We start from the raw sequence: 24,814 nt of genomic DNA, 5'->3' as shown, positions 1-24,814 counted from the left end.
GGCGAGGATCCGAAGATCCTCGCCCCTTTCGGCTTGTCTGCTGAGACTTACCAGCTCGACTTGGTGACACCGGGCAGCTCGCCACGGTGTGCCATGTCACGGAAGCGGACGCGCGAGACGCCGAACTTCGTGAGGACACCGCGGGGGCGGCCGTCGATGACGTCGCGCGAACGCACGCGAGCCGGCGACGCGTTGCGCGGCAGCTTCTGCAGGCCGACACGTGCGGCCTCGCGGGCCTCGTCGGTGGCGTTCGGGTCGACCAGGGTCTTCTTCAGCTCGGCGCGACGCTCTGCGTAACGCTCGACGATGACCTTGCGCTGCTCGTTGCGAGCGATCTTGCTCTTCTTAGCCATTGATCAACGCTCCTCTCGGAATTCGACGTGCTGACGGATGACCGGGTCGTACTTCTTGAGCACGAGACGGTCGGGGGTGTTGCGGCGGTTCTTCTTCGTCACGTACGTGTAACCCGTACCTGCCGTCGAACGCAGCTTGATGATCGGACGTACGTCCTGAGCCTTCTTGGCCATTAGAGCTTCACACCCTTCGCCTGGAGGTCCTTGACCACGTTCTCGATGCCGCGGACATCGATCACCTTGATGCCCTTGGCGGACACGTTGAGCGTGATCTTACGACCGAGCGAAGCGACGAAATAGGTCTTCTTCTGCACGTTCGGGTCGAAGCGGCGCTTCGTCCGGCGGTGCGAGTGCGAGACGTTGTGACCGAAGCCGGGAACAGCTCCGGTCACCTGGCACACTGCTGCCATGATGGTGACTCCTTCTATACCGTGAGGCCGGACGGCCTCACCCAAGATCCCTTGTCTGCGCGCCACCCCACAGCGCCGATCTCTCGGCCGATGAAGGGGAAGCACGCGAACTACGCACAGGAGTGTGCGCAGACAAAGAGTCAGTTTAGCACGGACCGGAATCAGACCCGAACAGCCTCGAGCAGCAGCGCGGCCCCCGGTGCGAGCAGCGGCAGGGGCACGCCGACCGACCCGAAGAAAGCCCCCGTGGCCTCGACCCCGGAATCCAGCCACGCGGGGTCGGACACCTGATGCCGCGACACCGACCCGAGGTCCTCGCGCACGCGCAACCGGTACCTCTCCCCCGCCACCAGACCGGGGATGCGGGTGCGCGGCGTGAACCCGTCGACCGAGGCGCCCAGGCGCACCCACGCGAACACGCCCCGTGAGCCGTCGCCCGCCACCACCCCGTGCAGCAGGGTCTCGTCGTCGACCTCGTCGCTGCGCACCGTGACACCCGAATGCAGCAGCGGCCGCAGCTCTCGGTACAGCGCGGTCCAGCGCACGAGCGCCGCGCGCTCGGCATCCGTGCACCGGGTGATGTCCCACTCGATGCCGGCGTGCCCGAACAGCGCGGTCGTCATGCGGAACGGCAGGGACGCCGCGCGGTGCGTCGTCTCGGCGATCGGCGGACCGACGTGCGAGCCGACGAGCTCAGGCGGCACGAGCGTGCCCGTCCAGCGCTGGATGCGCTGTCGCTCGACGGGATCGTTCGAATCCGACGCCCACACGCGCTGGGTGCGCTGCAGCACCCCGAGGTCGACGCGGGCCCCGCCGCTCGCGCACGATTCGATCTCGAGTGACGGATGCCGCTCGCGCAGCGCGTCGAGCAGGGCGTAGAACGCGGTGGTCTGCGCATGCACCGACGCACGACCCGTGCGCGGCGACACCGCCGCATGCAGGTCGCGGTTGTGGTCCCACTTGATGAAGTCGATGCCGACCTCGGTGACCAGGGCGTCGATGCGGTCGAAGAGGTAGGCCGCGGCATCCGGATTCGAGAGGTCGAGCACCTTCTGATGCCGCCAGGTGGACGAGTCGGTCGACGCCTGCAGCACCCACTCCGGATGCTGCGCCGCGAGGGCGGACACCGGGTTGACCATCTCGGGCTCGAACCACAGACCGAACTGCATCCCGAGACCGTGCACGTGATCGGCGAGCGGGCGCAGGCCGTCTGGCCACTTGGCGTCGTCGATGAACCAGTCGCCGAGCCCCGAGCGGTCGTCGGGGCGTCCGCGGAACCAGCCGTCGTCGAGCACGAAACGCTCCACCCCGACGGATGCGGCGGCCTCGGCGAGTTCGACGATCTTCGCCGGGTCGTGGTCGAAGTAGACCGCCTCCCAGGTGTTCAGCACGAGCGGTCTCGGCGTCGCAGGGTGCGCGGCGAACGAACGCACCGTCGAGTGCAGGCGCGCCGACACCGAGTCGAGCCCGCTCTCGCCGTAGGTGAGGAACACCTGCGGCGACACGTAGGTCTCGCCCGCGGCGAGCCGGATCTCGCCCGGCAGCAGCAGTTCTCCCCCGCCGAGCACCGCTCCGTGCACGCCGGCGCCCTCCGACAGCCGCTCGACTCCGACCTCGAGGTCGCCGCTCCACGCGACGTGCGCGGTCCACAGCTCGCCGCTTCGGAAGCCGAACCCGTCGGTCCCGACAGCGGTCAGATAGGGCGCGTCGTGTCCGCCACGGCCTCGACGGACCTGTCGCAGATGCGCCCCGTGCCGCAGCGCACCGCGCTGCGGGTGCCGCTCGCCGGTCCAGCGGCCGGTGTGGTCGAGCACCTCGGTCGCGTGTGCGGGTATCGGCAGAAGCACGCGGGCGGCGAGCAGATCCAGCGGCCCGTCGCCGTCGTCGGCAGTGCTCGTGACCGACAGCTGCGCGGTGAGCACGCCGACGGCATCCAGTGCGAGGTCGAGCACGACCGTCACTCCGGCCGCGGCATCCGCGAACTCCGCTCGCAGTGACGTCGACGTCGGCTCCCACGCGATCGGCCGCAGCAGCGGAGCGCTGTGCGACCCGCCCCGGTGCCAGGCCACCGCCGGCGCACCCGACCAGCCGTCTGCTTCGACCGCGAGCAGCGGGAAGGTGCGCGGGGCGTCGAACGAGCTGAACGTCACCGAGCCGGTCGACGACCCTGCGAGCGCGTCGAGGTCGGCGTGATCCAGCGCCGCGCCCCAGTGCAGCAGCCGCGCGGTGGTCGTGTCGATGACGACGCTGACGCCGCCGGCGGTCAGGTGGACGAGTTCGCTCATTGCCGCTCCAGACGGGTCGCAGACGAGAAGGAGGCCCGCCCGTGAGCATACGGGCGGGCCTCCGAGAGGTGTTACTCCTTGACGGGGATCGACGCCGCCTTGAGCGCGTCGACGGTCGCCGTCTGACCCTTCTCGATCGCGTCGAGCAGCGTTCCGCTGCCCGAGACCGCGGCCTTGAACCCGTCGGACACGTCCGAGTAGGTCTGGGTCATGGTCGGGCCCCACGCGAAGTCGGGCGAGACCTGGGTGGCGGCGTCGGCGAAGACGTCGTAGATCTTCTGGCCGCCGTAGAACTCCACACCCTCGGCGTAGACCGGGAGGTCGAGCCCCGCGGTGGTGGCCGGGTAGAGGTTGGCCGCCTCGGCGAGGGCGGTCAGCGCCTCATCCGAGGTGTTGAGCCACAGCGCGAACTTCGTCGCCTCGTAGAGGTGCTCGCTGCCCTTGAGCACAGCCGTCGACGAGCCGCCCCAGTTGCCGGCGGCGGATCCGCCCTCCTCCCACTGCGGGAGCGCCGCGACGGCCCAGTTGCCCGCGGTGTCAGGCGCGCCGCTCGAGATCGAGTTGGCACCCCAGACGGCGGAGTTCCAGGTCCAGACCTGGCCGGAGTTGTAGGCGTTGTTCCACTCGTCGGTCCACGCGGGAACCGTCGCGACCAGGTCGTCGTCGAGCATGCTCTGCCAGTAGTCGGCGACCGTGGTGGTGGCGTCGTCGGCGAGCGAGACCGTCCAGCCCTCGTCGTCGCTCGAGAACCACTGCGCGCCGTCCTGCCAGGCGAAGCCCGCGAACTGGTTGATGTCGGACTGCGAGAAGTTGGTGATGTACCCGCCGAGTTCGCGGATCTTGACCGCGGCCTCGCGATACTCGTCCCACGTGGTGGGGATCTCGATGCCGTTCTGCTCGAACAGGTCGGCGCGGTAGAACAGACCCATGGGGCCGGTGTCCTGCGGCACGCCGTAGACACCCTCGGTGCCGAGAGTCACCTGTCCCCAGGCCCAGTCGACGAACTGGTCTTCGGAGGCGACCACGTCTTCGCAGGCGCTGAGGTCTTCGAGGCCGTCCTGCACGAGGAAGTTCGGCAGGGCGTCGTACTCGATCTGGCCGAGGTCGGGAGCGTCGCCCGCCTTGATCTGGTTGAAGAAGTTCTGGTACGTGCCGCCGTTGCCGTTGGGGCCGGTCTGCACGTCGACCTGGATCTCGGGGTTGGCCTCGTTCCAGATCTCGACGACGTCTTCGATGCCGGGGATCCAGGACGTGAACTCGAGCGTGACGTCGCCGTCCGCCGGGGTGCACGAGGCGGCGTCGCCGCCCGTGCCGGAGCTGTCTCCGCCGGATGCCGAGCAACCGGCGAGCGCGAACGCCGAGATGGCGATGACAGCGGCTGCCTTCATCTTCGAATGCTGCATTTCGATCCTTTCGTGGATGCGATGGGGTGGTGCGGGTGAGGGGTGGTGCGGGTGGTGCGCCGCCCGGTCGGTCCGGGCGGCTGCCTGCTCACTTCAGGGCGCCGGCGCCCAGTCCGTTGCGCCAGAAGCGCTGGAGCAGGAGGAATGTGACGATCAGCGGGATGACCGACAGCAGAGCGCCGATCAGCACGAGACCGCGGAGTTCCGGCAGCTGGTTCAACTGGTTGTTCCAGTTGTAGAGACCGAAGACCACCGGGAAGAGGTCTTCGGACCGCAGCATGATCATCGGCAGGAAGAAGTTGTTCCAGATGGCCACGAACTGGAAGAGGAACATCGTCACCAGCGCCGGAGTCATCAGACGGATGCTGACGGTGAAGAACGTGCGGATCTCACCCGCTCCGTCGAGTCGACTCGCTTCGAGCAGCTCATCAGGCACCGACGAGGCCGCGAAGATCCGCGCCAGATAGACGCCGAACGGACTCACGATCGAGGGCAGGAAGACCGACCAGAACGTGTTGGTCAACTGCGCCTGGCTGAAGATCAGGAACAGGGGCAGCGCGAGCGCGGTGGCGGGCACGAGCACCCCGCCGAGCACGATGTCGAACATCAGGTCGCGGCCAGGGAAGCGGTACTTCGCCAGCGCGTAGCCCGCCATCGCGGCGAGCAGGGTCGCGATGGCACCGCCGAGGGCTGCGTAGAGCACCGAGTTCATCAGCCAGCGCAGGTAGACGCCGTCGCGGTAGGCGAACAGCTCGGCGATGTTGTCGAACAGGTGGAAGTCGGCGAACCACAGCGGCGCGGTGGTCAGGATGTCGCCGGTCTCCTTGCTGGACGCGACGAGCAGCCACCACAGCGGCAGCAGGAAGTAGACCGTGAACACGGCCATGATCAGCATGGCGCCCGTGCGGGAGATGCCCGACTCGCGAGCGGCCTTTCCGCGCGGGGCCTTGCCCCGGGAGCCTCGCCCAGGGGCGACGATCGACATGGTGCTCATGCGTTCTGCTCCTTGCGCTGCATGTACTTCATGAACCCGAACGACAGCACGAAGGTCGTCACGGCGAGCACGACGGAGAAGGCGGCCGCCAGGTTGGTGTTCGGGATGGATGCCGTGGCATAGACGGTCATGTTGGGGGTGAAGGTGCTGGTCACCGCCGAGCTGAACGAGCGGAAGACCTGGGGCTCGGCGAGCAGCTGCAGCGTGCCGATGATCGAGAAGATCGCGGTCATCACGATCGCCGGGCGCACGAGCGGGATCTTGATCGACCAGGCGATGCGCCACTGGCCGGCGCCGTCGAGGATCGCCGCCTCATAGAGCTCCTGCGGAATCGACAGCAGCGCCGAGTAGATGATCAGCATGTTGTAGCCGACGTAGACCCAGGTCACGACGTTCGCGATCGACCACAGCACGAGGTCGGCACCGAGGAAGTCGATGTTCTTGGTGATCGCGGTGAACGGCGACAGGTTGGGCGAGAACAGCGAGCCCCACATGATCGCCGCGATCACTCCGGGCACCGCGTAGGGCACGAAGAATGCGAGACGGAAGAAGCGCTTGCCTCGCACGAGCGGCGAATCCAGCAGCAGGGCGAACAGCAGGGCGAGGCCGAGCATGACCGGCACCTGCACGACGCCGAACGTCAGCATCCGTCCCATCGAGCTCCAGAACGCCTCGTTCTGGAAGACCAGCACGTACTGCGTGAGGCCGCCGAACACCTGCTCGGCCTTGCCGAAGGTGCCGTCGCGCTCGACGACGAGCAGCGACTGCCAGAACGCGTACGCGATCGGCACGACGTAGAACAGCGCGAACAGCACGCCGAAGGGCACGATGAGGAACGCGATGGCCCCCCTGTGCGGAATCCGTCGGCGGCGGCCCGGCGCCCGGGGCGCCGAAGCGACCGCCTGAGCGGTGAGCGTGGTGGTCATACATCCTCCTTGATGATGCGGACTGCCCCCGCGGGAACGTAGCCGGTGGCGGGTGCGTCGGTGACGAGGTCGTGCCCCGTGACACCGATCTCGGCGGCGGAGTCGCCATGGTTGATGACGAACAGGAACGAGCCGGCATCGCCCGTGCGACGGACGACCTCGACATCGCGGCTCGCCCCCGCGTGCGGTGCGATGCCCGCATCCGAGGCGAGACGGGCGATCAGCTCCCGGTAGGCGATGCGGTCGGGCTGCGTGGCGACGAACCAGGCCGCGCCCTTCCCCACCTCACGTCGGGTGAGTGCGGGGCCGCCTGCGGCGGGGCCGTCTGCGAACGACGCCGCGGTCTCGGCGTCCGTCGTCTTGAGTCGTTCGGCCCATACCGATCCGCTCGTGCCGTCGGTGAGGAACACGACCTCTCCGGGACGCAGCGGTGCGAACTCCTCCGAGCGGATGCCGAGCAGATCGCGGAACGTTCCGGGGTAGCCGCCGGTGCGCACCCGGTCCTCCTCGTCGACGATGCCGCTGTAGAAGGTGATCAGGGCGGTCGCGCCGCTCTCGACCGCACGCGCGATCGCTGCGGCGTCCTCATCGCTGATCAGATGCAGCGCGGGGACGATCAGCAGGCGGTATCCGTCGAGGTCGGCGCCCGGGCGAACGACGTCGGTGGTGATACCGGCATCCGACAGCGCCGCGTGCGCGGCGTGCACCTGACCGAGGTACGTGAGCGCCTCGCTCGGGCGGCCCTCGTTCTCGGCGGCCCACCAGCTCTCCCACGAGAAGAACAGCGCGGCGTCGGCGACCACACGAGTGCCGGCGACCTCGCCGAGGCGGTCGAGCAGACCGCCGAGCTCGACGACCTCGCGCCACTGGTCGGAGTCTTCACCCGCGTGGGGCACGAGCGCGGTGTGGTACTTCTCGGCGCCCTGCGTCGAGGCCCTCCACTGGAAGAAGCAGATGCCGTCGGCGCCGCGGGCGACGTGCGAGGCGATGTTGCGCTGCAGCTCGCCCGGAGCCTTGGCGAGGTTGTAGGGCTGCCAGTTCACGGCACCGGTCGAGGTCTCCATGAGCAGCCACGGGGCACCCTGCGCGAGACCGCGAGTGAGGTCTGCCGCGAACGAGAGCTCGCCTCGCGCGTCATCGAGACGGCGGTCGAGGTAGTGGTCGTTGGCGATCAGATCCATCTCGCCCGCCCACGTCCAGTAGTCGAGGTTGCGGATGTGCGCGGTGACCATGAAGTTGGTCGTGACCGGCACGTCGCTGCGCTCGCGCAGGATCTCAGCCTCGGCGCGATACAGCGCGAGCTGCTCGTCGGAGCTGAACCGCTGGAAGTCGAGGATCTGACCCGGATTGCGCAGCGAGAGGGCCTGGCCGGGCACGCGCACGTCGTCGAAGTCGCTGTACCGCTGGCTCCAGAAGGTCGTGCCCCATGCGCGGTTGAGTGCGTCGATGTCGTCGTAGCGGTCGCGCAGCCAGCCGCGGAAGGCCTCGGCGCTCGTGTCGCAGTAGCAGAGCGCGTTGTGGCACCCCAGCTCGTTCGACACGTGCCAGAGCGACACGGCGGGGTGATCTCCGTAGCGCTCGACCACCCGGGTGACGACTTCGGCGGCATACGCGCGGAAGAGCGGCGAGCTCGGGCAATATCCCTGGCGTCCCCCCTGCTGGAAGACCGTCCCGTCTTCGCCGACCGGCAGGATCTCGGGATGCTGCGCGGTGAGCCAGGGCGCAGGCGAAGCGGTCCCGGTGCCGAGGTTGATGCTGATGCCACCGTCGTGCAGCAGCGCGATGATCTCGTCGAGCGCGGTGAAGTCCCACACACCCTGGGCCGGGTTGATCGACGACCATCCGAAGATGTTGATGGCCACGAGTCCGACGCCGGCCTGCTGCATGAGCCGCACGTCGTCGGGCCAGACGCTGCGATCCCACTGCTCGGGGTTGTAGTCGCATCCGAAGACGAGGCCGCGCCCTGCGGAGAGGGTGGCGATGCGGTCGGACACTGCGGCGGCCATGCGGTGACGCTCCTTTGCGGTTCATGTGTGCACGTGCACAGTCCGCGGCGTGAAAGCGACGACCGGGATTTCTGTGAACGTGCACACATCGTCGCATGTCGTGGTGAATCCCGTCAAGTCCGGGTCGCTAGGCTGTCGACCATGAGCACTTCTGCACGCCGCCGCAGCACCGTGCACGACGTGGCCCGTGTGGCCGGGGTCTCACGCGGAACCGTCAGCCGTGTGATCAACGGCGGGTATGTGTCGGACTCCGCACGCACGGCGATCGAGGACGCGATCCGCGAGGTCGGCTACGTGCCCAACACCGCCGCACAGAACCTGGTGCGCCAGCGCACCCAGGCGATCGCGTTCATCGTGCACGAGCCGCACGCGCTGTTCCTCGAAGACCCCAACATCGGCGCGATCATGCTCGGCACCAACGAGACCCTCTCGGCGGCGGACTACCAGATGGTGTGCCTCGTCGTGGACTCGGTGCGCGACACCGAGCGGGTCGCGCGCTATCTCAACGGCGGGTTCGTCGACGGCGCGGTCATCGTCTCGGCGCGAGCGCAGGACCCCATCACCAAGGCCGTCATGCGACTCGACCTGCCCGTGACCTACGTCGGTCACCCACCGGACGTGGATGCCGCCTGGGTCGGCGTCGACAATCGCGGCGCCGCACAGGCTGTGACGTCACGGCTTCTGGCGACGGGGCGGAAGCGCGTCGGAATGATCGCCGCCGCTCTCGACCGCGATTCGGGCACGGATCGCCTCGCCGGATTCACCGACGCGCTCGGCGACGCGTTCGACCCGGATCTCGTCGAGGAGGTGCCGCTGTACTCCTACGCCGACGGCGCCGCGGCGATGACGCGACTGCTCGAGCGCGCGCCCGACATAGACGGCGTCTTCGCCGCATCGGATGCCGTCGCCGCGGGTGCGATGTGGGCCCTGCGAGAAGCCGGGCGACGTGTGCCGGACGACGTCGGCGTCGTGGGCTTCGACAACAGCAGCTGGGCGACGCGCACCACTCCGCTGCTCTCGACCGTCGACCAGCCGGCCGAAGGGCTGGGCGCCGCGGCCGCGGCATCCGTCCTCGCGCAGCTGCGCGACGATCAGCGCCCTCGGGAGGGCATCATGCTGCCGACGCCGGTCGTGTGGAGAGACTCGGCCTGATCGCGGGCCTCAGGTGCGGCCGAGAGACGCTTCCTGAGCGCCCCTCCCCCAGCGGAAAGGCGAGACCGTCGGGTCGCCGGCGATCCAGAAGCGCCAGGGGAACGCCGCTGTTCCGGCGACGCCGGCCACCCCGACCCTCGGACCGGTCGCCACGTGGATCACGGGTTCGTCGCGCAGCCACAGCTCGGCACGGGCGCCCTCGAACTCCTCGCCGGTGACCGCATCGATGCCGTCGTGGATCGGATGCCGCAGCCCCACCGCCTGGCCGAACCGGCCCGGCCCCTTGGCGAGGTCACGCAGTGACGTCGCCGTCAGCGGGGTCGTCGCGCGGCGGCGCACAGCAGCGGCATCCGCCCCGTGCACGACTTCGCCCGCGCGCAGCAGGATTCCGCCGGCCTGCCCCTCAGGCCCCGAGACGACGTTCACGCACGAGTGGATGCCGTGGCTCAGGTAGACGTAGAGGTGTCCCGGTTCGCCCCACATCGTCGCATTGCGTGCGGTGCGGCCCATGCGCGCGTGCGACCCGGGATCGGCGTCGGGGCCGGTGCCCTGCCCGTGGTACGCCTCGACCTCTGTGAGGCGCAGTCGCACCTCGGAGCCCGCGACCACGGTGCGCAGCTCTCCGCCGAGCAGCAGCGGGGCGACCTCGACCGGCAACGCGCTCAGCTCGGCGCGGGTCGCTCGGTGCAGGACGTCCGTCGGCATGCGCTCAGAACTGCGGCGCCGTCTGGCACCACGAGGCGTCGAAACCGGTGAGCGCCACGATCTCGTCACCCGTGCGCAGGTCGAGCAGGTGCGTCTCGAGGTTCTCGGGCAGCGGCAGCAGCATCTGGTCGTACGGGTTGTCTGCCAGCTCAGGGGCGATCACGACCGCGGCGTACTGGCCGCTGGGCGAGGCGCAGGCCTGCAGGATCGAGTCGGTCGAGTCGACCTCGACGAGAGGCGTCGCGGCTCCCTCGTCGTCGACCCGGACGATCGCCTGTCCGATGGGCAGACCGTTCTCGTCGCGCGAGACGACGTGACGCAGCGTTCCGCCGGGGAAGGGCGTGATCGTGATCGCCGAGCCGTAGTCGGGAGTCGATGCCTCGAGCGGCACCTCCGAGCCGTCGGTGAGGTTCAGCTCGACCACAGAGCCGTCGAGCCGTTCGACGATCGCCGTGTACGTGCCGCGCGAGATGCCCTGAATGGTCGTCGCGAGTCCGAGGGACTGCACCCCGGCGTCAGTCGTGCGATCGACCAGCGAGAGCGCACCGTCGAAGTCGATGAAGAGCATCGCCGCGCTGTCTGGCACGAACTGCCAGACGAAGACATTCGCCTCCTTGTCACCGACCTCGGTGACCACAGGCTCATCATCGCCGCTCAGCGACTGCGTCACGAGCACGCTCGCGCGCCCCTCGGTGTCGCTGAGCTCCTTGTCGGAGTAGCTGTAGCCGACCAGGCCGCCGCGGTCGGAGACCTGGATCGCGCCCACGTATCCGACGCCGGGCAGCTCGAGCTCACGCTGATCGCTGCCGTCGCGCCCCATCACGAGCAGCTTCGAGCCTTCGTCCTCCTCGACCGAGACGACGAGCTGAGATGACGTGGCGCGGAAGTCGTTGATCTTGTCGGCGGCGAAGACGGGTTGCGCCTTCTGGCCCGACAGGTCGGTGCGGAAGATCTTGTCGTCGCCGTCGACGTCTCGACGCAGCAGGAAGATGGTGGACGACGGAGTCGAGAAGCTCGTCGAGAGCGTGGCACTGGGGCCTCCGCCGGCGCCCACCGCATCGGCGACATTCACGGTGTACTCGGTGTCGTCGTCGAGCGGAACGGTGAAGCGGATGCCGATGCCACGACCGGCCGCATCGAGAGTGAACGGCACGGCGGGCTCGACCGTCACCTGAGACTCGTCGATCGCCGCCAGCGACTGGTTCGCGGTGAGGATGACACGGCTGCCCGACGTCTCGATCGCTTCAGTCGGGTCGACCTGCACCTCGGTGATGCGGGGACCCTGCGTCAGGCTGACGACGCCGAGCCCTGCACCCACCAGCACGAGGATGCCGAGCACGGCGCCCAGCGCCAGCAGGAACCGGTTGTCGCGCGAGGTGGTGGGCTTCTCGGGCTTCGGCGCCTTCGCAGGCTTCGGCGTCTTGGGGGGTTTGGGCGTCTTGGCGGCCTTCGGCTTCTCGGGCGCGGGGTGCGCGTCCTCGGCCGTGGAAGGAGCGGGGGGCACGTAGTCGGCCGAGGTGTGAGCCGCGAAGGTGGTCGTCGAGTCGGCATCCGGCGGGACGAAGGTCGAACGCGTCGGTCGCACTCCGCCCGTCGGGCGAGGGGCGGGAGGCGTTTCGTCTCGGGCGGCTCCCGTGTCCTCGTTCGACGGACGCGACGCGGCCGCCTCGGCCTCGCGCGCGGCGCGCAACTCGGCGCGGGTGCGCGGGATCGCGGATGCGTCCGGGCGCTCGTCGTCAGTACTCATACGGGTCCTGAGGCTCGTCGATGGCGGTGACGGTCGTCGGTTCGACGTGCAGCGACCCGTCGGCATCCGCCTTGACGGTGCCCTCGACCTCGACCCACTGGCCGGTGTCGAACTCTCCGGCGTCGATCGTCACGGGCAGGGTCGCGGGCTGCGCATCGATCACGCAGTGCGTGATGACCAGGCGCGTGAGGTTGACCCCGTCGGCATCCGTCGGGGTGACGAAGCCGGTCAGCGTGACGGTCTTGCCGTCGTAGGCGGCGGTGTTGGTCGCCGTGGCGAAGACGCTCGCCCAGTCGCCGACGCCGAAGGTCGCGGTGTCTGCCACGCCCAGGGTGACGTCGTCGGCTCCGGCGAACAGAGCGGTCTGCTCGCCGACCCTCGACATCGCGAGTTCGACGGACAGCGATGCCGGAGGGAGCACGAGCGCGGCGATGACGACGCCGCTGGCCACGACGCCACCGGTCACCGTGCCGGCCAGGGCGAGGGAGCGACGGGGCGACGGCTCAGCATCCGCCTCAGTCGCGGCTCCGTGATCGTGCCCGTGGTCGCCCTCTTCGCCGAGCGGCAGCGTGCACGACCAGATCGCGCCCGCGATCGTCACGACGGCTGCTGCGCACGCGAACCACACCGATTCGGGGCTGATGTAGAGATTCAGCCGACCGGTCAGACCGAGTCCGAGCGTGACGACCGAGATGACGGTGGCGAGTCCGATGCCCAGCCAGCGGGTGCCGAGCGCCCTGGCGCGCGACGGCGCGTCAGAGGCATGCGTGTGATCAGACAAAGACGTTCACCCCGATCCCGATGGCGAAGGCGGCGAACACGACCACGCCGACGATGCCGGCGAGCGTGCGCGTGGTGAAGGTGGTGCGCATGAGCGCGAGCATCTTCACGTCGACGAGTGGGCCTACGAGGAGGAAGGCGACGAGAGCGCCCGACGAGAACGTCGAGGCGAAGGAGAGAGCGAAGAACGCGTCGACGTTCGAACAGATCGCGACGGTCATCGCGAGCGCCATCATCGCGAGGATCGACAGCACCGGGTTCGAGCCGATGGCCAGCAGCACCTCTCGCGGGATCAGCACCTGCACGGCTCCGGCGAGAGCCGAACCGATCACGAGGGCCGGCATGACGGCCCGCAGCTCGATGAGGAACTGCGTCAGGCTGCGTCGAACCGGCGTGCCGTGCTCGTGTGTGACGCGGTCGCACGTATCGACGAATCGCTGCGTGAGCAGCGAGTCGGGCGAAGGGTGGCGACTGTAGATCCAGCCGATCAGGTTGGCGATGAGGTAGCCGCCGATGAGGCGGGCGACCAGGATGCCGTCATCGAAGCCGAAGGCCGCGTGCGTGGTGAGGATCACGATCGGATTCACGATCGGGGCGGCGATCAGGAAGGTCAGCGCCTCAGCCGGCGCCAGACCGCGCATCATCAGTCCGCGGGCGAACGGCACGTTGCCGCACTCGCACACCGGGATCAGCATGCCGAGAAGCGACAGCACCGCCCGGCGGGCCCACGCGCGCTTCGGCAGCCAGCGGTGGATCACGTCGGCCGGCAGCCACACCTGCACGACGATCGAGAGCAGCACACCGAGGATCACGAACGGCAGCGCCTCGATGAGCACGCTGAGCGCCAGCGTCAGCCCGTCTTGGGCTCGGCTCGGCAGGCTCTCGGCGAAGAGCGTCGGCAGGAATCGGTCGACCAGGAAGAGCGCGGCCACGATCGCGGCGCCGAGGCCCACCCCGATCCACGGCGAGCGCGGCGATCGAGAGGGCCGGTGCGAGTGCACCGACCGTGGAGCGGCCTGGATGGTCACGCGTTCGCTGCCTCTTCGGCATCGCGCTTGTTGGTGCAGGAGGCGCACAGCCCGAAGATGTCGACGACGTGCGCCGCATCCGTGAATCCGTGCAGCGCGGCGGTGCGGTGCGCCCACTGCTCGACGTCGGTCGCCTCGATCTCGACCGTGAGTCCGCAGTTGCGGCAGATCAGGTGGTGGTGGTGGCCCTGGGTCGTGCAGGCGCGGTAGAGCGCCTCGCCCTCGGGGCTCTGCAGCGAGTCGGCGTCGCCGGCTGCGGCGAGCCCTGCGAGCGCCCGATACACCGTGGCGAGGCCGATGCCGGTGTTGTCGTCGCGCAGCGAGGCGTGCAGATTCTGGGCGCTGACGAACCCTCGCGCGTCGGCGAGGGCTTCGCGCACGCGATCGCGCTGCCAGGTGTTCCGCTGAGCCATACCCACGATTCTAGGCGCGCCGCCCTTGCCGAGCCCTGGGAACGTCAGGCACGCACGCGGCGCACACCGCCGCGGGCGCGCTGGATGATCCAGCACACGACGTAGATCGTGAACGACAGGGTCGTGATGTACGGGCTCACCGGCAGAGTGCCCGCGAGGGCGAGCAGGATGCCGCCGACCGCCGACACGAAGCCGAAGAGCGCCGCGAGCAGTGGCACCGCCACCGGCCCGGCCGAGACGCGCATGGCCGCGGCCGCGGGAGTCACGAGCAGCGCCATCACGAGCAGCGCGCCGATGATGTGCACGCTGACGGCGACGATCAGGCCGAGCAGCACCATGAAGAGCAGGCTCACGGCCCGGGTGGGCACTCCGCGGGCAGCGGCCGACTCGGGGTCGAGCGAGTCGAAGCGCAGCGGGTTCCACATCAGCAGCAGTCCGACCAGCACGACGATGCTGATGCCGAGCAGCCAGCCGAGGTCGGGGCTCGAGACCGAGACGATCTGCCCGGTCAGCAGGCTGAAGCGATTGGCGCTGCGTCCGTCGTAGAGCGACAGGAACAGGATGCCGAGGCCCAGCCCGAACGGCATCAGCACGCCGACGATCGAATTGCGGTCGCGCGCCTTGGCGCCGAGTATGCCGATCAGGACGGCCGCGACGAGCGCGCCGCCGAGCGAGCCGACGACCACGCTGCCGCCGAAGAGCAGGGCAGCGGCGGCACCCGCGAACGACAGCTCGCTGACACCGTGCACCGCGAACGCGAGGTCGCGCTGCATCACGAAGACGCCGATGAGTCCGCCGACGATGCCCAGCACGGCACCGGCGATGATCGAGTTCGCGAGCAGGGCGACGAGCTCGCCGTAGTCCTGGAACGAGAAGACGTCACTCCAGTCGACCGCGGAGACGATGCCGGTCATGGCGTTCATGCGGCACCTCCGTGGTCGTGGTCGTGCGCATGCTCATGGTGGGGCTCGGCATCCGGCACTCCGACGACGACCAGCCGGTCACCCGCGCGCAGCACGAAGACCGGAGTGCCATAGAGCTCGGTGAGCACCCGCGTCTGCAGCACCTCTTCGGGCGTGCCGAGCACGAAGCGGCCGCCCGCGATGTAGAGGATCCGGTCGACTCGGCCGAGGATCGGGTTGATGTCGTGCGTCACGAACAGCACGGCGGCTCGGCGATCGCGACGCTGGCGGTCGATGATGTCGGTGATGGCGACCTGGTTCGCGAGGTCGAGGTTCGACAGCGGCTCGTCGCACAGCAGCAGCGTCGGCTCGTCGGCGAGGGCCTGTCCCACCCGCAGCCGCTGCTGCTCTCCGCCCGAGAGCAGTCCGACCCGGCGGTCCGCGTAGTGCGCGGCCCCGACCGATTCGAGCAGCTGGTCGACCTTCGCGCGGTCGCCCCGGTGCGGAACGGGGAAGCCGAAGCGGCTGCCCTGCACGCCGAGTGCGACGAGGTCGCGCGCCCTCATGCTCGTGTCGGGGGCGAGCGAACGCTGCTGGGGGATGTAGCCGATGCGCGGATTGCCCTTGCGCACCGGCTCGCCCGCGACGACGATCTCACCCGCCGACAGCGGCTGAAGGCCCAGGATGCTGCGCAGCAGCGTGGTCTTGCCCGACCCGGACGGCCCGAGCACGGCGATGAACTCACCGGGTTCGACCGTCAGGTCCAGGCCCGACCACAGCTCACGGTCGCCGCGCTGCAGTGCGGCTCCCCGCACCTCGAGAACGGGGTTCGACTTCTCGGCTCCTGCCCGCGCGTCGGCGGCGGCGCTCACGACTGCAATGCGTCGGCGAGGCTCTGGATCGCGTCACTCATCCACTCAGAGTACGACGATCCGTCGGGGAGCAGCTCCGTGAAGGCGACGACCGGGATGCCGGCATCCGTTGCGGCATCCTCGACGCGCTGCGTCTCGGCTCCGCCGGTCTGCGCATTCGTGAGCACGGCGGCCACATCTCCGCTCTCGACGACGTTGAGGGTCTCGAGCAGCGTGGCGGGGGCGACATCGCTGCCCTCTTCGACCGACTCGGCGAAGCCCTCGGGGGTGACGTCGGTGAGCCCCGCGGCGGTGGCGAGGTAGCCGGGCAGCGGCTCGGTGATGATCACGTTCGCACCGGCGGCATCCGTCTTGAGCGTCTCGAGGTCGGCCTCGAAGCCCTCGAGGTCGGCGACGATCGCTTCCGCGTTCGCGGTGAAGTCGGCCTCGCCGTCGGGGTCGATCTCGGCCAGTTCGTCGGCGATCGCCTCGACGACGTGGATCATGGTGTGCGGATCGAACCACACGTGCTCGTTGAAGCCCTCGATGTGATCATGACCCTCGTGGCCCTCTTCGCCCTCGGCGTGGTCGTGGTCATGCTCCTCGTCCGCGCCCTCCTCGGCCGAACCCTCCTCATCGGAATGGCCCTCGTTGCCCGGGAAGTCGTGCGAGAACTCGACGGCCGTGACCAGGTGAGGATCGTTCGCGTCCTGCAGCAGAGTGTCGATGAAGGCGTCGTAGCCGCCGCCGTTCTCGATCACGAGGTCGGCCTTCTGCACCGTCAGGCGGTCGCGGGCCGAGGCCTCGTACGAGTGCGGATCCTGGGTGGCCGAGGTGATGATCGAGGTCACGTCGACGCGGTCGCCGCCGATCTGCTCGGCGAGCGAACCGTAGACGTTGGTGCTCGCCACCACGGTCACCGCGCTGTCGTCGCCCTCACCCGCAGCGGGGGTGGTCGAGCATCCGGCCAGCGAGAGTGCGGCGACGGATGCGAGGGCGAGGGCGACGAACGGCTTCTTCATGTTCCCACTCTAAACGCTAATGAGAACCATTATCAAATCGGTGGTTCGGCGCCCTGCCCTCTGCGTCAGCCGATCAGGCCCGGCGCGATCCACACGGTCGAGTCCGCCGGCACGGCACCGCCCGAGACCGAGCCGAGCACGACATCCGCAGCGTCCGTTCCGAGGTCGAACGGCTCGGTGCCAAAGTTCGTCACGATCTGCCAGCCGTTCGGGCGGGCGAAGCGCAGCACATCGGGGCGTCCGGTCTCGATCCACTCGAGGGTCTCGTCGGTCTGCAGCTCGCGACGCAGACGCAGCGCCTCGCGGTAGAGCGAGAGCGTCGACGACGGGTCGGCCGCCTCGACATCGACCGCTGACTCGGCGAACCAGTCGGGCTGCGGCAGGTGCGCCTCACCCGATCCGAAGCCGAAGGAGGGGCCGGATGCCGTCCACGGCAGCGGCACACGGCATCCGTCGCGTCCGAGGCCGTCGAAGACCGCACCGCGGAAGAACGCCGGGTCCTGACGCTGCTCTGCCGAGATCTCGGCGACCTCCTGCAGCCCCAGCTCCTCGCCCTGATAGAGATACGTGCTGCCGGGCAGGCCGAGCAGCAGCAGCGTCGCGGCGTGCGCCCGGCGCAGTCCGCGCTCACGATCGAGCTGATCCTCGGGTCCGCCGGCGGCGACCCATTCGACACCCTGCTTCGCCCCGGTGCGACCGCCGAGCTGCGGCAGTCCGTAGCGGGTCGCGTGCCGCGTCACGTCGTGGTTCGACAGCACCCACGTGGTCGACGAGCCCGTCGCCTGCGACTGCGCCAGGTTGTCGGTGATGATCGTCCGGAACTGCGTCGCGTCGAAGTCGGCGACGAGCAGATCGAAGTTGAACGCCTGACCCAGCCCCTCGGCCGAGGCGTACTTCGCCCGACGCTCGGGCGTGCTCACCCAGGCCTCGGCGACGGCCGTGCGCGGCGGGTCGTACTCGTCGAACACCCGGCGCCACTCGGCATAGACCTCGTGGACGTCGTCGCGGTCGTGCAGCGGGTGGTTGCCGTCGTGCGGCAGCAGCTCGAGCTCGGCGGTGCTGGGCAGCGGCTCGGTGAGGTCCTTGGTCAGCATGTGGGCGACGTCGATGCGGAAGCCGTCGACTCCCCGGTCCGACCAGAAGCGCAGGGTCTTCAAGAAGTCCTCGCGCACCTCGGGGTGGTCCCAGTTGAGGTCGGGCTGCTCGGGCGCGAAGCTGTGCAGGAACCACTGGCCGTCGTCCACCCGCTCCCACGCAGACCCGCCGAACGCGGCGGTCCAGTCGGTCGGGGGCTCCGAGCCGTCGGGCCCGCTTCCCTCGCGGAAGATGTACCGTTCGCGGGCCGCCGAGCCGCGACCTGCGGCGAGCGCCTCCTGGAACCACTCATGCAGGTCGGACGAGTGGTTCGGCACGATGTCGACGACCACGCGGATGCCGCGGTCGTGCAGCGCGGCGACCATCTCGTCGAAGTCCTCGAGCGTGCCCAGGCGCGGGTCGACGTTGCGGTAGTCGGCCACGTCGTACCCGCCGTCGGCGAGGGCCGAAGGGTAGAACGGGCTCAGCCACACCGCGTCGATGCCGAGGTCGCGCAGGTAGTCGGCGCGCGAGACGATGCCCGGGATGTCACCGAGTCCGTCGCCGTTCGCGTCGGCGAAGCTGCGGGGGTAGATCTGGTAGACGGCGGCCTGTCGCCACCATGCCGCCGTGGTCTCGTCGCGGGTCTCGGTGAGAAGCGCATCGGTCATGAGAGGTTGTTGCTCCTTCGTGTTGCGGTCTGGGGTCTGGGGTGCGGCTTCGTCAGCCCTTGACGGCACCCTGCGTCACGCCCTCCATGACGAAGCGCTGCGTGAACAGGTACGCCAGGATCGCCGGGGCCATCGCCATCAGGTAGGACGCGAACGACACGTTGTAGTTGTTGCTGAACTGGGTCTGGAAGAGGTTCTGCCGCACCGGGAGGGTCTGCATGGCCGGGTCCGAGATGATCAGCGACGGCATCATGAAGTCGTTCCACGCGTAGAGGAAGGCGAAGATGCCGACCGTCGCGCTCATCGGTGCGAGCAGCGGGAAGATCAGCTGCCAGAACGTCTGCCACGTGGTGGCGCCGTCGATGCGGGCGCTCTCCTCGAGTTCGATCGGGATCGACCGCAGGAATGCGGTGAACAGCAGGACGCTGAAGCTCAGCTGGAACATCGTCGCGAGGATGATCACGCCGAACGGGTTGTCGAGTCCCACCCAGCCGGTCAGCTGGATCTGGGGCAGCGCCACGACCGGGAACGGGATGAACATCGCGGCCAGCAGGTAGAAGAACGAGTAGCGGAACAGGCGGTGGTCCCAGTTGCGCACGATCGCATACGACGCGAACGCGGCGAGCACGATGGTCGCGATGACCGTTCCTGCCGTCACCAGCAGCGAGATGCCGGCTCCGACCGGGAACTTCGTGAGGTTCCACGCCTCGACGAATCCGTCGATGCTGAACGGCGCCGGGAGCGAGAACGCGTTGCCGTCGACCGCCTGGCCCGTCGTCTTGAACGCCATCGAGATCGTGACGTACAGCGGCAGCAGGACCGTGACCGCGCACAGGATCAGGATGATCGTGCCCGACCAGTTGACGCGCTCCATGCGGACCCGCGGCTTCTTGCCCGAGGTGGGGATGGTGGTGAGTGTCTGCGTCGACATCAGAGTGCGTTCCTTCCGCGGGTCAGCGAGAGCTGCAGCAGGGAGATGAGCACGGCGACGATGAAGAAGATCGTCGCATTGGCCATCTGGTAGGCGTAGTCGCCGCCGTTGAAGCCCGCGATGATCGTCATCGCGACGCTGCGGGTGGCGGTGCCCGGTCCGCCGTTGGTGAGACCGACGATGATGTCGTAGGCGTTGAGGAAGCCCTTGAAACCGAGGATCACGTTGATCACGACATATCCGGCCACGAGCGGCAGCGTGATGCGCAACAGCTGCTGCCTCTTGTTCGCGCCGTCGATGCTCGCCGCCTCGTAGACCTCGCCCGGCACCGAGAGCAGACCTGCGATGTAGATCAGCAGCGTGCCCGGAACCGCCTGCCATGCGGTCACGATCACGATCGCGACCCACGCGAGATCGGGGTTCGCGAGAAGGCTGGTCGAGAGCCACGGGATGCCGGTGGCGGCGCCCGCTGCCGGGATGGAGTTCGAGAAGAGGAAGTTGAAGACGTACGCGATGATGATGCCCGAGATCACCATCGGGATCACGAAGATCGTGCGCAGCCCCGTCTTGAAGCGGATGCGGGAGGTCAGCCCCACCGCGAGCATGAAGGCGACCACGTTGACGACGACCACCGTGGCGATCGAGAAGCCGAACGTGAAGAGGTAGCTCTGCAGGATGGCCGGGTCGCTGAACATCGCGATGTAGTTGGTCAGCCCGTTGAAGCTCCACTCCCCGATGCCGATGGAGTCGGTGAAGCTGAAGAAGATGCCCATGATGCCGGGCACCGTGATCGCGAGCGTGAAGATCACGAGGGTCGGCAGCAGGAACAGGTAGTAGATCGGCTCGACGCGTCCCTTGCGGCGGGCGAGCTTGCGGGTGCCACCGGTGACGATCGCGGTGGTGTCGGTCGTCGGACTGTTGGGCTTCGTGATGTTCGACGCCGCGGGGTTGGGAGCTGCCGGGCCCGGCAGAGCGGTGTTCGTCATGGCGTGGACTCCTCTGTCTCGCCGGATGCTGAGTCCTCACCGGATGCGTTGTCCTGGGTCGACGGGATCGGAGCGCGGAACGCGATCCTGGCCCAGTCGGCATCCATGGTGCGCAACGTGGAGGTCGTGGACGCGCCGAGCACCATCGCCTGCGCGTAGTTGAAGACCGGAAGGGTCCTGGGCACGAGCACCGAGGGTCCCTGATAGATCTGGCCGTTGTCGTAGTACTCGACCATTCCCTCGACCCGGGGGTCATCGGGCGCCGGAGCATCGTCGGTCGGGGTGAAGCCGAGCTGCGAGGCGTTGTACTCCTCGATGTTCTCGGGCAGGAACAGGTACTCGAGGAAGTCGCGTGCAGCCTCCTGGTGCTGCGACCCCTCGGGGATCATCGCCGCGAGGTCCATGTTGACGCGCACGCCGAGGTCGGCCGGATCGTCGGTCATGGGCAGCGGGAAGGTGCCGAGAGCGAGATCGGGAGCGGTCTTCTCGATCTCGCTGAACGCCCACGGTCCCTGCAGGTACATCGCCGCCTCGCCCTTGCCGAACGCGAGGTTGCCGTCGCCGTATGCACGGCTCGCGGCATCCGCATTCGTGTACTCGTTGACGAGCGTCATCATGCGGTCCATGGGCTCTGCGAAGTCCTTCTCGAACGAGGCCGCCGAGTCCGGCCCCACCTCGGTGCCCTCCTGCGCGAGCGTGTCGAAGAAGTCGATCACGTCGACCGAGCCGCCGGCGGTGTAGTCGTACCAGCCCTGCGCGACGGTCCAATCGTCCTTGAACGTGGCGTAGAACGGGTCGATCCCCGCCTCCTTCAGCTGGTCGCACACGGCGAGCAGCTCATCCCAGGTCTGCGGAACCTCGAGACCCTGCTGCTCGAAGATCTCCTTGTTGTAGATCACCGAGGCTCCCATCACGGAGTACGGCAACGCGCTCGTGCGCCCCTCGCACGAGCCGTACTGCTCCATGAGCGGCTGCAGGTCGTCGCGGATGGTCGAGGCCGCTTCGGTGCCGGAGAGATCGGTGAGCGCGCAGCGCTGCACGAACCGGGCGATCTCGTAGTTGTAGTTGGCGAGCATGATGTCGGGCGGGTTGCCCCGCACGAAGCTGGCCGACACCACATCGACACCGGACGTGTCGATCTCGACGCGCACCTTGTCTTGCGAGGCGTTGTACTCGGCGACGCGTTCGGTCATGAACTCGATCGCCTCGCGCTTGCTGAAGGTGAAGCGGATGGTCTCGGTTCCGCCGGCGGTCGAGCAGCCGGTCAGGGCGGCACCGACCAGGGCGAGCGCGGCGGCTCCGGCGACGAGCCGGGCCGGGCGTGGTGGTTGGAGAGACACCGTTGTCCTTTCGTCCTGTAGATCCGCAGACTAAATCTAGTGAGCGAATTTACTTCGATGAACGGTACTGTCTCATGTGAACGAGAGTGAGGTCAAGACCCGTGACAGAAGTCTCTGCAGGTCTGGGCACCGGACGAGCCAGTGTCGGCGCGATCCTCGACTTCGCGTGGACCGCCGGTGAGTTCACCGCGACCGAGGCGATGGCGACCACTTCACTGACCCGCTCCACGGCGATCGACGCGATCGACACGCTCGTCGACGCCGGCGTGCTGCGCGAGCTTCCCAACGCCCGCGTGGCGGGAAGCTACCGCGCAGGGCGCCCGGCTCGGCGGTTCGTCCTGGCATCCGATCTCGGCGTCGTCATCGGGGTGGATGCCGGAGACACCCATCTCGCCGTCACGATCGCCGACCCGCTCGAGCGCACACTCGTGCACCATCGCACCGACCTCGATCCGACGCAGTCCGGGGCCGCCCGACGCGCGACGATCCTCGGGCAGATGCAGCTCGCGATCGACGAAGCAGGCGTCACGCGTGAATCGATCCTCGCGATCTGCGTCGGAGTGGCCGCGCCCGTCAATCGCGCGGGCATCTCGCCTCCGCACCCTGAAGGGTTCTGGGAGCGCACGAACCCCGGCCTCGCCGAGGCGCTCGACGACTGGGCGCCCGTCGTCGAGATCAAGAACGACGCGCAGCTCGCTGCGATCGCCGAGGGCTCAGCCGGAGCGGCGATCGGATGCCGTGACTACGTCGCCCTGCTCGCGAGCGAGCGCTTCGGTGGCGGGGTCGTCGTCGACGGCCACGTGCTGCACGGGGCACACGGCGGCGTCGGCGAGGGCGTCGTGTTCGACCACATCATCGGAGTGGGGTCGGCCTTCGGCCTGCGCTACGCGCTGCAGGACGAGGTCCGCGATGCCGTGCGGAGCGGCGAGATCGAGTCGGACTCGGCGATTGGCCGGCTCGCCGACGCCGACCGCATCGACCCCCGCACCGTGCTGACCGCCGCCTCCGCCGGCGATCCCGACGCGCTGCTCGCGACGTCACGTGTCGGCGCGACCCTCGCCCGCGTGGTGGGTGTGCTGGGCAGCATGTACGACCCCGCTCGGGTGATCGTGTGCGGTGCGGTCGCCGAGAGCATCGCCCCCGTGCTCACGGCAGCGCGCGAGGTGCTCCCGACGCAGCTGCACCTGCCCGCCCCCGAGATCCTCGCCTCGACGCTCGGCGCCGAGGTGGTGTCGATCGGCGCCGTCACCACCGCTCGCCGGGCTGCGCGTGAGGTGGCCGTCCCGCTGCTCGCCGAGCGGCGCCTCAGCGCCGTGAGCTGAGGGTCTGTGAGAGAACCGGAACAGCGGCAGTCGCCTTCTTCGATCGAGCTGCTGCTCGACCCCGCCGCCGAAACAGCCGTCCGGGCCGAATGGGAGGCCCTCGCCGAACGCGGCCTGTCGAGCCTGGCGAGGCACACGTCGGCAAGCAACCGCCCTCACATCACCCTGGTCGCGCGGGTCGATCTGCCGAAGCTGGATCCCCGCGTCCTGGCAGATCTCCCTTCTTTCCCGATCACGCTGGGCGCTCCCCTGCTCTTCGGCACCGGCGAGCGGCGCGTGCTGGCCCGCAGCGTCGTCCCCGCCGTGGAGCTGATCGGCCTCCGCGAGACGATCCTCACCGCGATCGGGCCGGGCGACGATGCCCCGCACACCGCACCGGGCGAATGGATGCCGCACGTCGCCCTCGCGCGCCGGCTGCGCGTCGCCGACCTCGCGCAGGCGCTGGATCTCGTCGGTGACGACCTCGACGCTCACGCGCACAGCGTGCGGCACTGGGACCCCGCCACCGCGGTGATCACGACTCTCGCGGAGATGCGGCAGGCGTAGCCGGGCGACCCTCACGGAGCGGAGTCGCCTCAATGAGGTGAGGGGAACGCGTCGCGTTGCACGCGAACGGCGACATCCTGCAGGGCTCGGAGCACACGCCTGACCGCCGTGTAGGCCAGCACATCCGGCCGAGCCAGCACGTCGACGTGGCGGATCAGATCCACATCCGACAGCGGCCTGAGAACGAGGCCGTCCACCGCCAGAGGCGTCGCGGTGGTGCGGGGCATGACGGCGATCGCCGCCCCCGCCCTCACGACCTCCGCCGTCACCGAGAACTCGTTGATGCGATGCGCGATCCGCAGCGGCGCCCCCGATAGTGCCGCGAGGTGGTCGAGCACACCCGCGAGAGGGAATCCCGCGTGCACCGACACCCATTCCTCGTCGCGGAGGTCGGCGAGAGTGATGCCCGCTCGGCCGGCGAGACGGTGACCTGCGGGGAGGGCGATGTCGAGCGACTCCTCGACGAGCGGGATCGCGACGACTCGATCAGCGGGCCAGGGGGCGTCGTGCGCGAGCCGATGGGCGATGACGAGATCGTGGTCGGCGGTGAGCCCGGGAAAGTCCCGGTGCGGTACGTCGGCATCGGCAAGGCGGACGGCAGGAGTCCCGTCTAGCTCTCTCAGGAGCGGCCGGAACAGGGCGAGTCCGGCGCTGTTGAACGACGACACCCGCACCGGCCGGTCGCCTGCTTCGAGGAGCGCCCCGATCGAGTCGCGTGCCGCGGTCAGCGCCTCATCGACACGCGTGCTCGCGGCGGCCAACGCCTCGCCCGCCGCGGTCAGGATCAGGACTCGACCCCGGCGCACCGTGAGCGGCAGGGCCACCGCCGACTGCAGAGTCGCGAGCTGCTGCGAGACCGCCGACGCCGAGATTCCGAGAGCGGCAGCGACGGCGGTCACACTGCCTCGGTCGCGAAGCTCCCGGAGCAGTCGAAGGTGGGTCGGATCCATAAGGCCAACCTTAAAGG

Annotated in this window: 24 protein-coding genes; 3 read left to right on the top strand and 21 right to left on the bottom strand. The window is 68.8% G+C overall.

Going from position 1 to position 24,814, the window contains the following annotated elements; genetic code table 11:
- Positions 1-47: 47 nt before the first annotated feature.
- The 8 genes from rpsN to QMA07_RS14950 form a co-directional block, all read right to left on the bottom strand.
- The gene (gene rpsN, locus QMA07_RS14985; protein WP_042540535.1) at positions 48-353 is read right to left on the bottom strand and encodes a 30S ribosomal protein S14; all 306 of its coding nucleotides are present in this window, start codon (positions 351-353) and stop codon (positions 48-50) included.
- Positions 354-356: 3 nt separating this feature from the next.
- Positions 357-527: a 50S ribosomal protein L33 gene (rpmG, locus tag QMA07_RS14980; RefSeq protein WP_017203558.1), complete on the bottom strand. Its 171-nt coding sequence runs from the start codon at positions 525-527 to the stop codon at positions 357-359.
- Complete coding sequence (rpmB, locus tag QMA07_RS14975; protein WP_042540533.1) at positions 527-763, bottom strand: 50S ribosomal protein L28; 237 nt, start codon at positions 761-763, stop codon at positions 527-529. The genes rpmG and rpmB overlap by 1 nt, the downstream gene beginning before the upstream one ends.
- Positions 764-924: 161 nt before the next feature.
- Positions 925-3,048, bottom strand: coding sequence for an alpha-galactosidase (locus tag QMA07_RS14970; RefSeq protein WP_290163219.1), 2,124 nt, complete (start codon positions 3,046-3,048; stop codon positions 925-927).
- A gap of 71 nt (positions 3,049-3,119) precedes the next feature.
- A complete protein-coding gene (locus QMA07_RS14965) occupies positions 3,120-4,451 on the bottom strand; it encodes an extracellular solute-binding protein (RefSeq protein WP_290163218.1) in 1,332 nt (443 codons plus the stop codon).
- 88 nt (positions 4,452-4,539) lie between these two features.
- Positions 4,540-5,436, bottom strand: coding sequence for a carbohydrate ABC transporter permease (locus tag QMA07_RS14960; protein ID WP_181164390.1), 897 nt, complete (start codon positions 5,434-5,436; stop codon positions 4,540-4,542).
- Positions 5,437-5,441: 5 nt separating this feature from the next.
- Positions 5,442-6,371, bottom strand: a complete 930-nt coding sequence (locus QMA07_RS14955; RefSeq protein WP_290163216.1) for a sugar ABC transporter permease — start codon at positions 6,369-6,371, stop codon at positions 5,442-5,444.
- The gene (locus QMA07_RS14950; protein ID WP_290163214.1) at positions 6,368-8,377 is read right to left on the bottom strand and encodes a beta-galactosidase; all 2,010 of its coding nucleotides are present in this window, start codon (positions 8,375-8,377) and stop codon (positions 6,368-6,370) included. Before QMA07_RS14950 ends, QMA07_RS14955 begins: the two co-directional genes overlap by 4 nt.
- Positions 8,378-8,518: 141 nt before the next feature.
- Between QMA07_RS14950 and QMA07_RS14945 the strand changes: the two genes are divergently transcribed.
- Complete coding sequence (locus QMA07_RS14945; protein WP_290163212.1) at positions 8,519-9,529, top strand: LacI family DNA-binding transcriptional regulator; 1,011 nt, start codon at positions 8,519-8,521, stop codon at positions 9,527-9,529.
- A gap of 9 nt (positions 9,530-9,538) precedes the next feature.
- Here QMA07_RS14945 and QMA07_RS14940 read toward each other — a convergent pair whose 3' ends face one another.
- The 12 genes from QMA07_RS14940 to QMA07_RS14885 form a co-directional block, all read right to left on the bottom strand.
- On the bottom strand, positions 9,539-10,234 hold the full coding sequence (locus QMA07_RS14940; protein WP_290163211.1) for a DNA-3-methyladenine glycosylase: 696 nt from the start codon (positions 10,232-10,234) through the stop codon (positions 9,539-9,541).
- A 4-nt stretch (positions 10,235-10,238) separates the two neighbouring features.
- On the bottom strand, positions 10,239-11,981 hold the full coding sequence (locus QMA07_RS14935) for an Ig-like domain-containing protein (protein ID WP_290163209.1): 1,743 nt from the start codon (positions 11,979-11,981) through the stop codon (positions 10,239-10,241).
- The gene (locus QMA07_RS14930) at positions 11,971-12,762 is read right to left on the bottom strand and encodes a TIGR03943 family protein (protein ID WP_290163207.1); all 792 of its coding nucleotides are present in this window, start codon (positions 12,760-12,762) and stop codon (positions 11,971-11,973) included. Before QMA07_RS14930 ends, QMA07_RS14935 begins: the two co-directional genes overlap by 11 nt.
- Positions 12,755-13,762, bottom strand: coding sequence for a permease (locus QMA07_RS14925; protein WP_290163242.1), 1,008 nt, complete (start codon positions 13,760-13,762; stop codon positions 12,755-12,757). The genes QMA07_RS14930 and QMA07_RS14925 overlap by 8 nt, the downstream gene beginning before the upstream one ends.
- A gap of 23 nt (positions 13,763-13,785) precedes the next feature.
- On the bottom strand, positions 13,786-14,202 hold the full coding sequence (locus QMA07_RS14920) for a transcriptional repressor (RefSeq protein ID WP_042540517.1): 417 nt from the start codon (positions 14,200-14,202) through the stop codon (positions 13,786-13,788).
- A gap of 44 nt (positions 14,203-14,246) precedes the next feature.
- Positions 14,247-15,116 carry a metal ABC transporter permease gene (locus tag QMA07_RS14915; protein ID WP_290163240.1) on the bottom strand — a complete coding sequence of 290 codons (870 nt, stop codon included), beginning with the start codon at positions 15,114-15,116 and terminating at the stop codon, positions 14,247-14,249.
- Positions 15,117-15,121: 5 nt separating this feature from the next.
- The gene (locus QMA07_RS14910) at positions 15,122-15,976 is read right to left on the bottom strand and encodes a metal ABC transporter ATP-binding protein (RefSeq protein ID WP_290163204.1); all 855 of its coding nucleotides are present in this window, start codon (positions 15,974-15,976) and stop codon (positions 15,122-15,124) included.
- Positions 15,973-16,977, bottom strand: a complete 1,005-nt coding sequence (locus QMA07_RS14905; RefSeq protein WP_290163202.1) for a zinc ABC transporter substrate-binding protein — start codon at positions 16,975-16,977, stop codon at positions 15,973-15,975. Before QMA07_RS14905 ends, QMA07_RS14910 begins: the two co-directional genes overlap by 4 nt.
- A gap of 65 nt (positions 16,978-17,042) precedes the next feature.
- Entirely contained in the window at positions 17,043-18,722 is a 1,680-nt protein-coding gene (locus QMA07_RS14900) for a glycoside hydrolase family 13 protein (protein ID WP_290163200.1), read from the bottom strand.
- A 52-nt stretch (positions 18,723-18,774) separates the two neighbouring features.
- The gene (locus QMA07_RS14895) at positions 18,775-19,653 is read right to left on the bottom strand and encodes a carbohydrate ABC transporter permease (protein WP_290163198.1); all 879 of its coding nucleotides are present in this window, start codon (positions 19,651-19,653) and stop codon (positions 18,775-18,777) included.
- A complete protein-coding gene (locus QMA07_RS14890) occupies positions 19,653-20,639 on the bottom strand; it encodes a sugar ABC transporter permease (RefSeq protein ID WP_290163196.1) in 987 nt (328 codons plus the stop codon). Before QMA07_RS14890 ends, QMA07_RS14895 begins: the two co-directional genes overlap by 1 nt.
- Positions 20,636-21,979, bottom strand: a complete 1,344-nt coding sequence (locus QMA07_RS14885; protein WP_290163194.1) for an extracellular solute-binding protein — start codon at positions 21,977-21,979, stop codon at positions 20,636-20,638. The genes QMA07_RS14890 and QMA07_RS14885 overlap by 4 nt, the downstream gene beginning before the upstream one ends.
- 101 nt (positions 21,980-22,080) lie before the next feature.
- Between QMA07_RS14885 and QMA07_RS14880 the strand changes: the two genes are divergently transcribed.
- Together QMA07_RS14880 and QMA07_RS14875 are read left to right on the top strand one after the other, a co-directional pair.
- Positions 22,081-23,301 carry an ROK family protein gene (locus QMA07_RS14880; RefSeq protein ID WP_290163193.1) on the top strand — a complete coding sequence of 407 codons (1,221 nt, stop codon included), beginning with the start codon at positions 22,081-22,083 and terminating at the stop codon, positions 23,299-23,301.
- Positions 23,302-23,307: 6 nt separating this feature from the next.
- Complete coding sequence (locus QMA07_RS14875; RefSeq protein ID WP_290163191.1) at positions 23,308-23,847, top strand: 2'-5' RNA ligase family protein; 540 nt, start codon at positions 23,308-23,310, stop codon at positions 23,845-23,847.
- Between the two features lie 29 nt (positions 23,848-23,876).
- Here QMA07_RS14875 and QMA07_RS14870 read toward each other — a convergent pair whose 3' ends face one another.
- The gene (locus QMA07_RS14870) at positions 23,877-24,797 is read right to left on the bottom strand and encodes a LysR family transcriptional regulator (RefSeq protein ID WP_290163190.1); all 921 of its coding nucleotides are present in this window, start codon (positions 24,795-24,797) and stop codon (positions 23,877-23,879) included.
- Between the last annotated feature and the right edge of the window lie 17 nt (positions 24,798-24,814).

It is taken from the genome of Microbacterium sp. APC 3901 (assembly GCF_030407765.1).
Lineage (GTDB): Bacteria > Actinomycetota > Actinomycetes > Actinomycetales > Microbacteriaceae > Microbacterium.
This window is presented reverse-complemented; position numbering and strand designations above follow the sequence as displayed.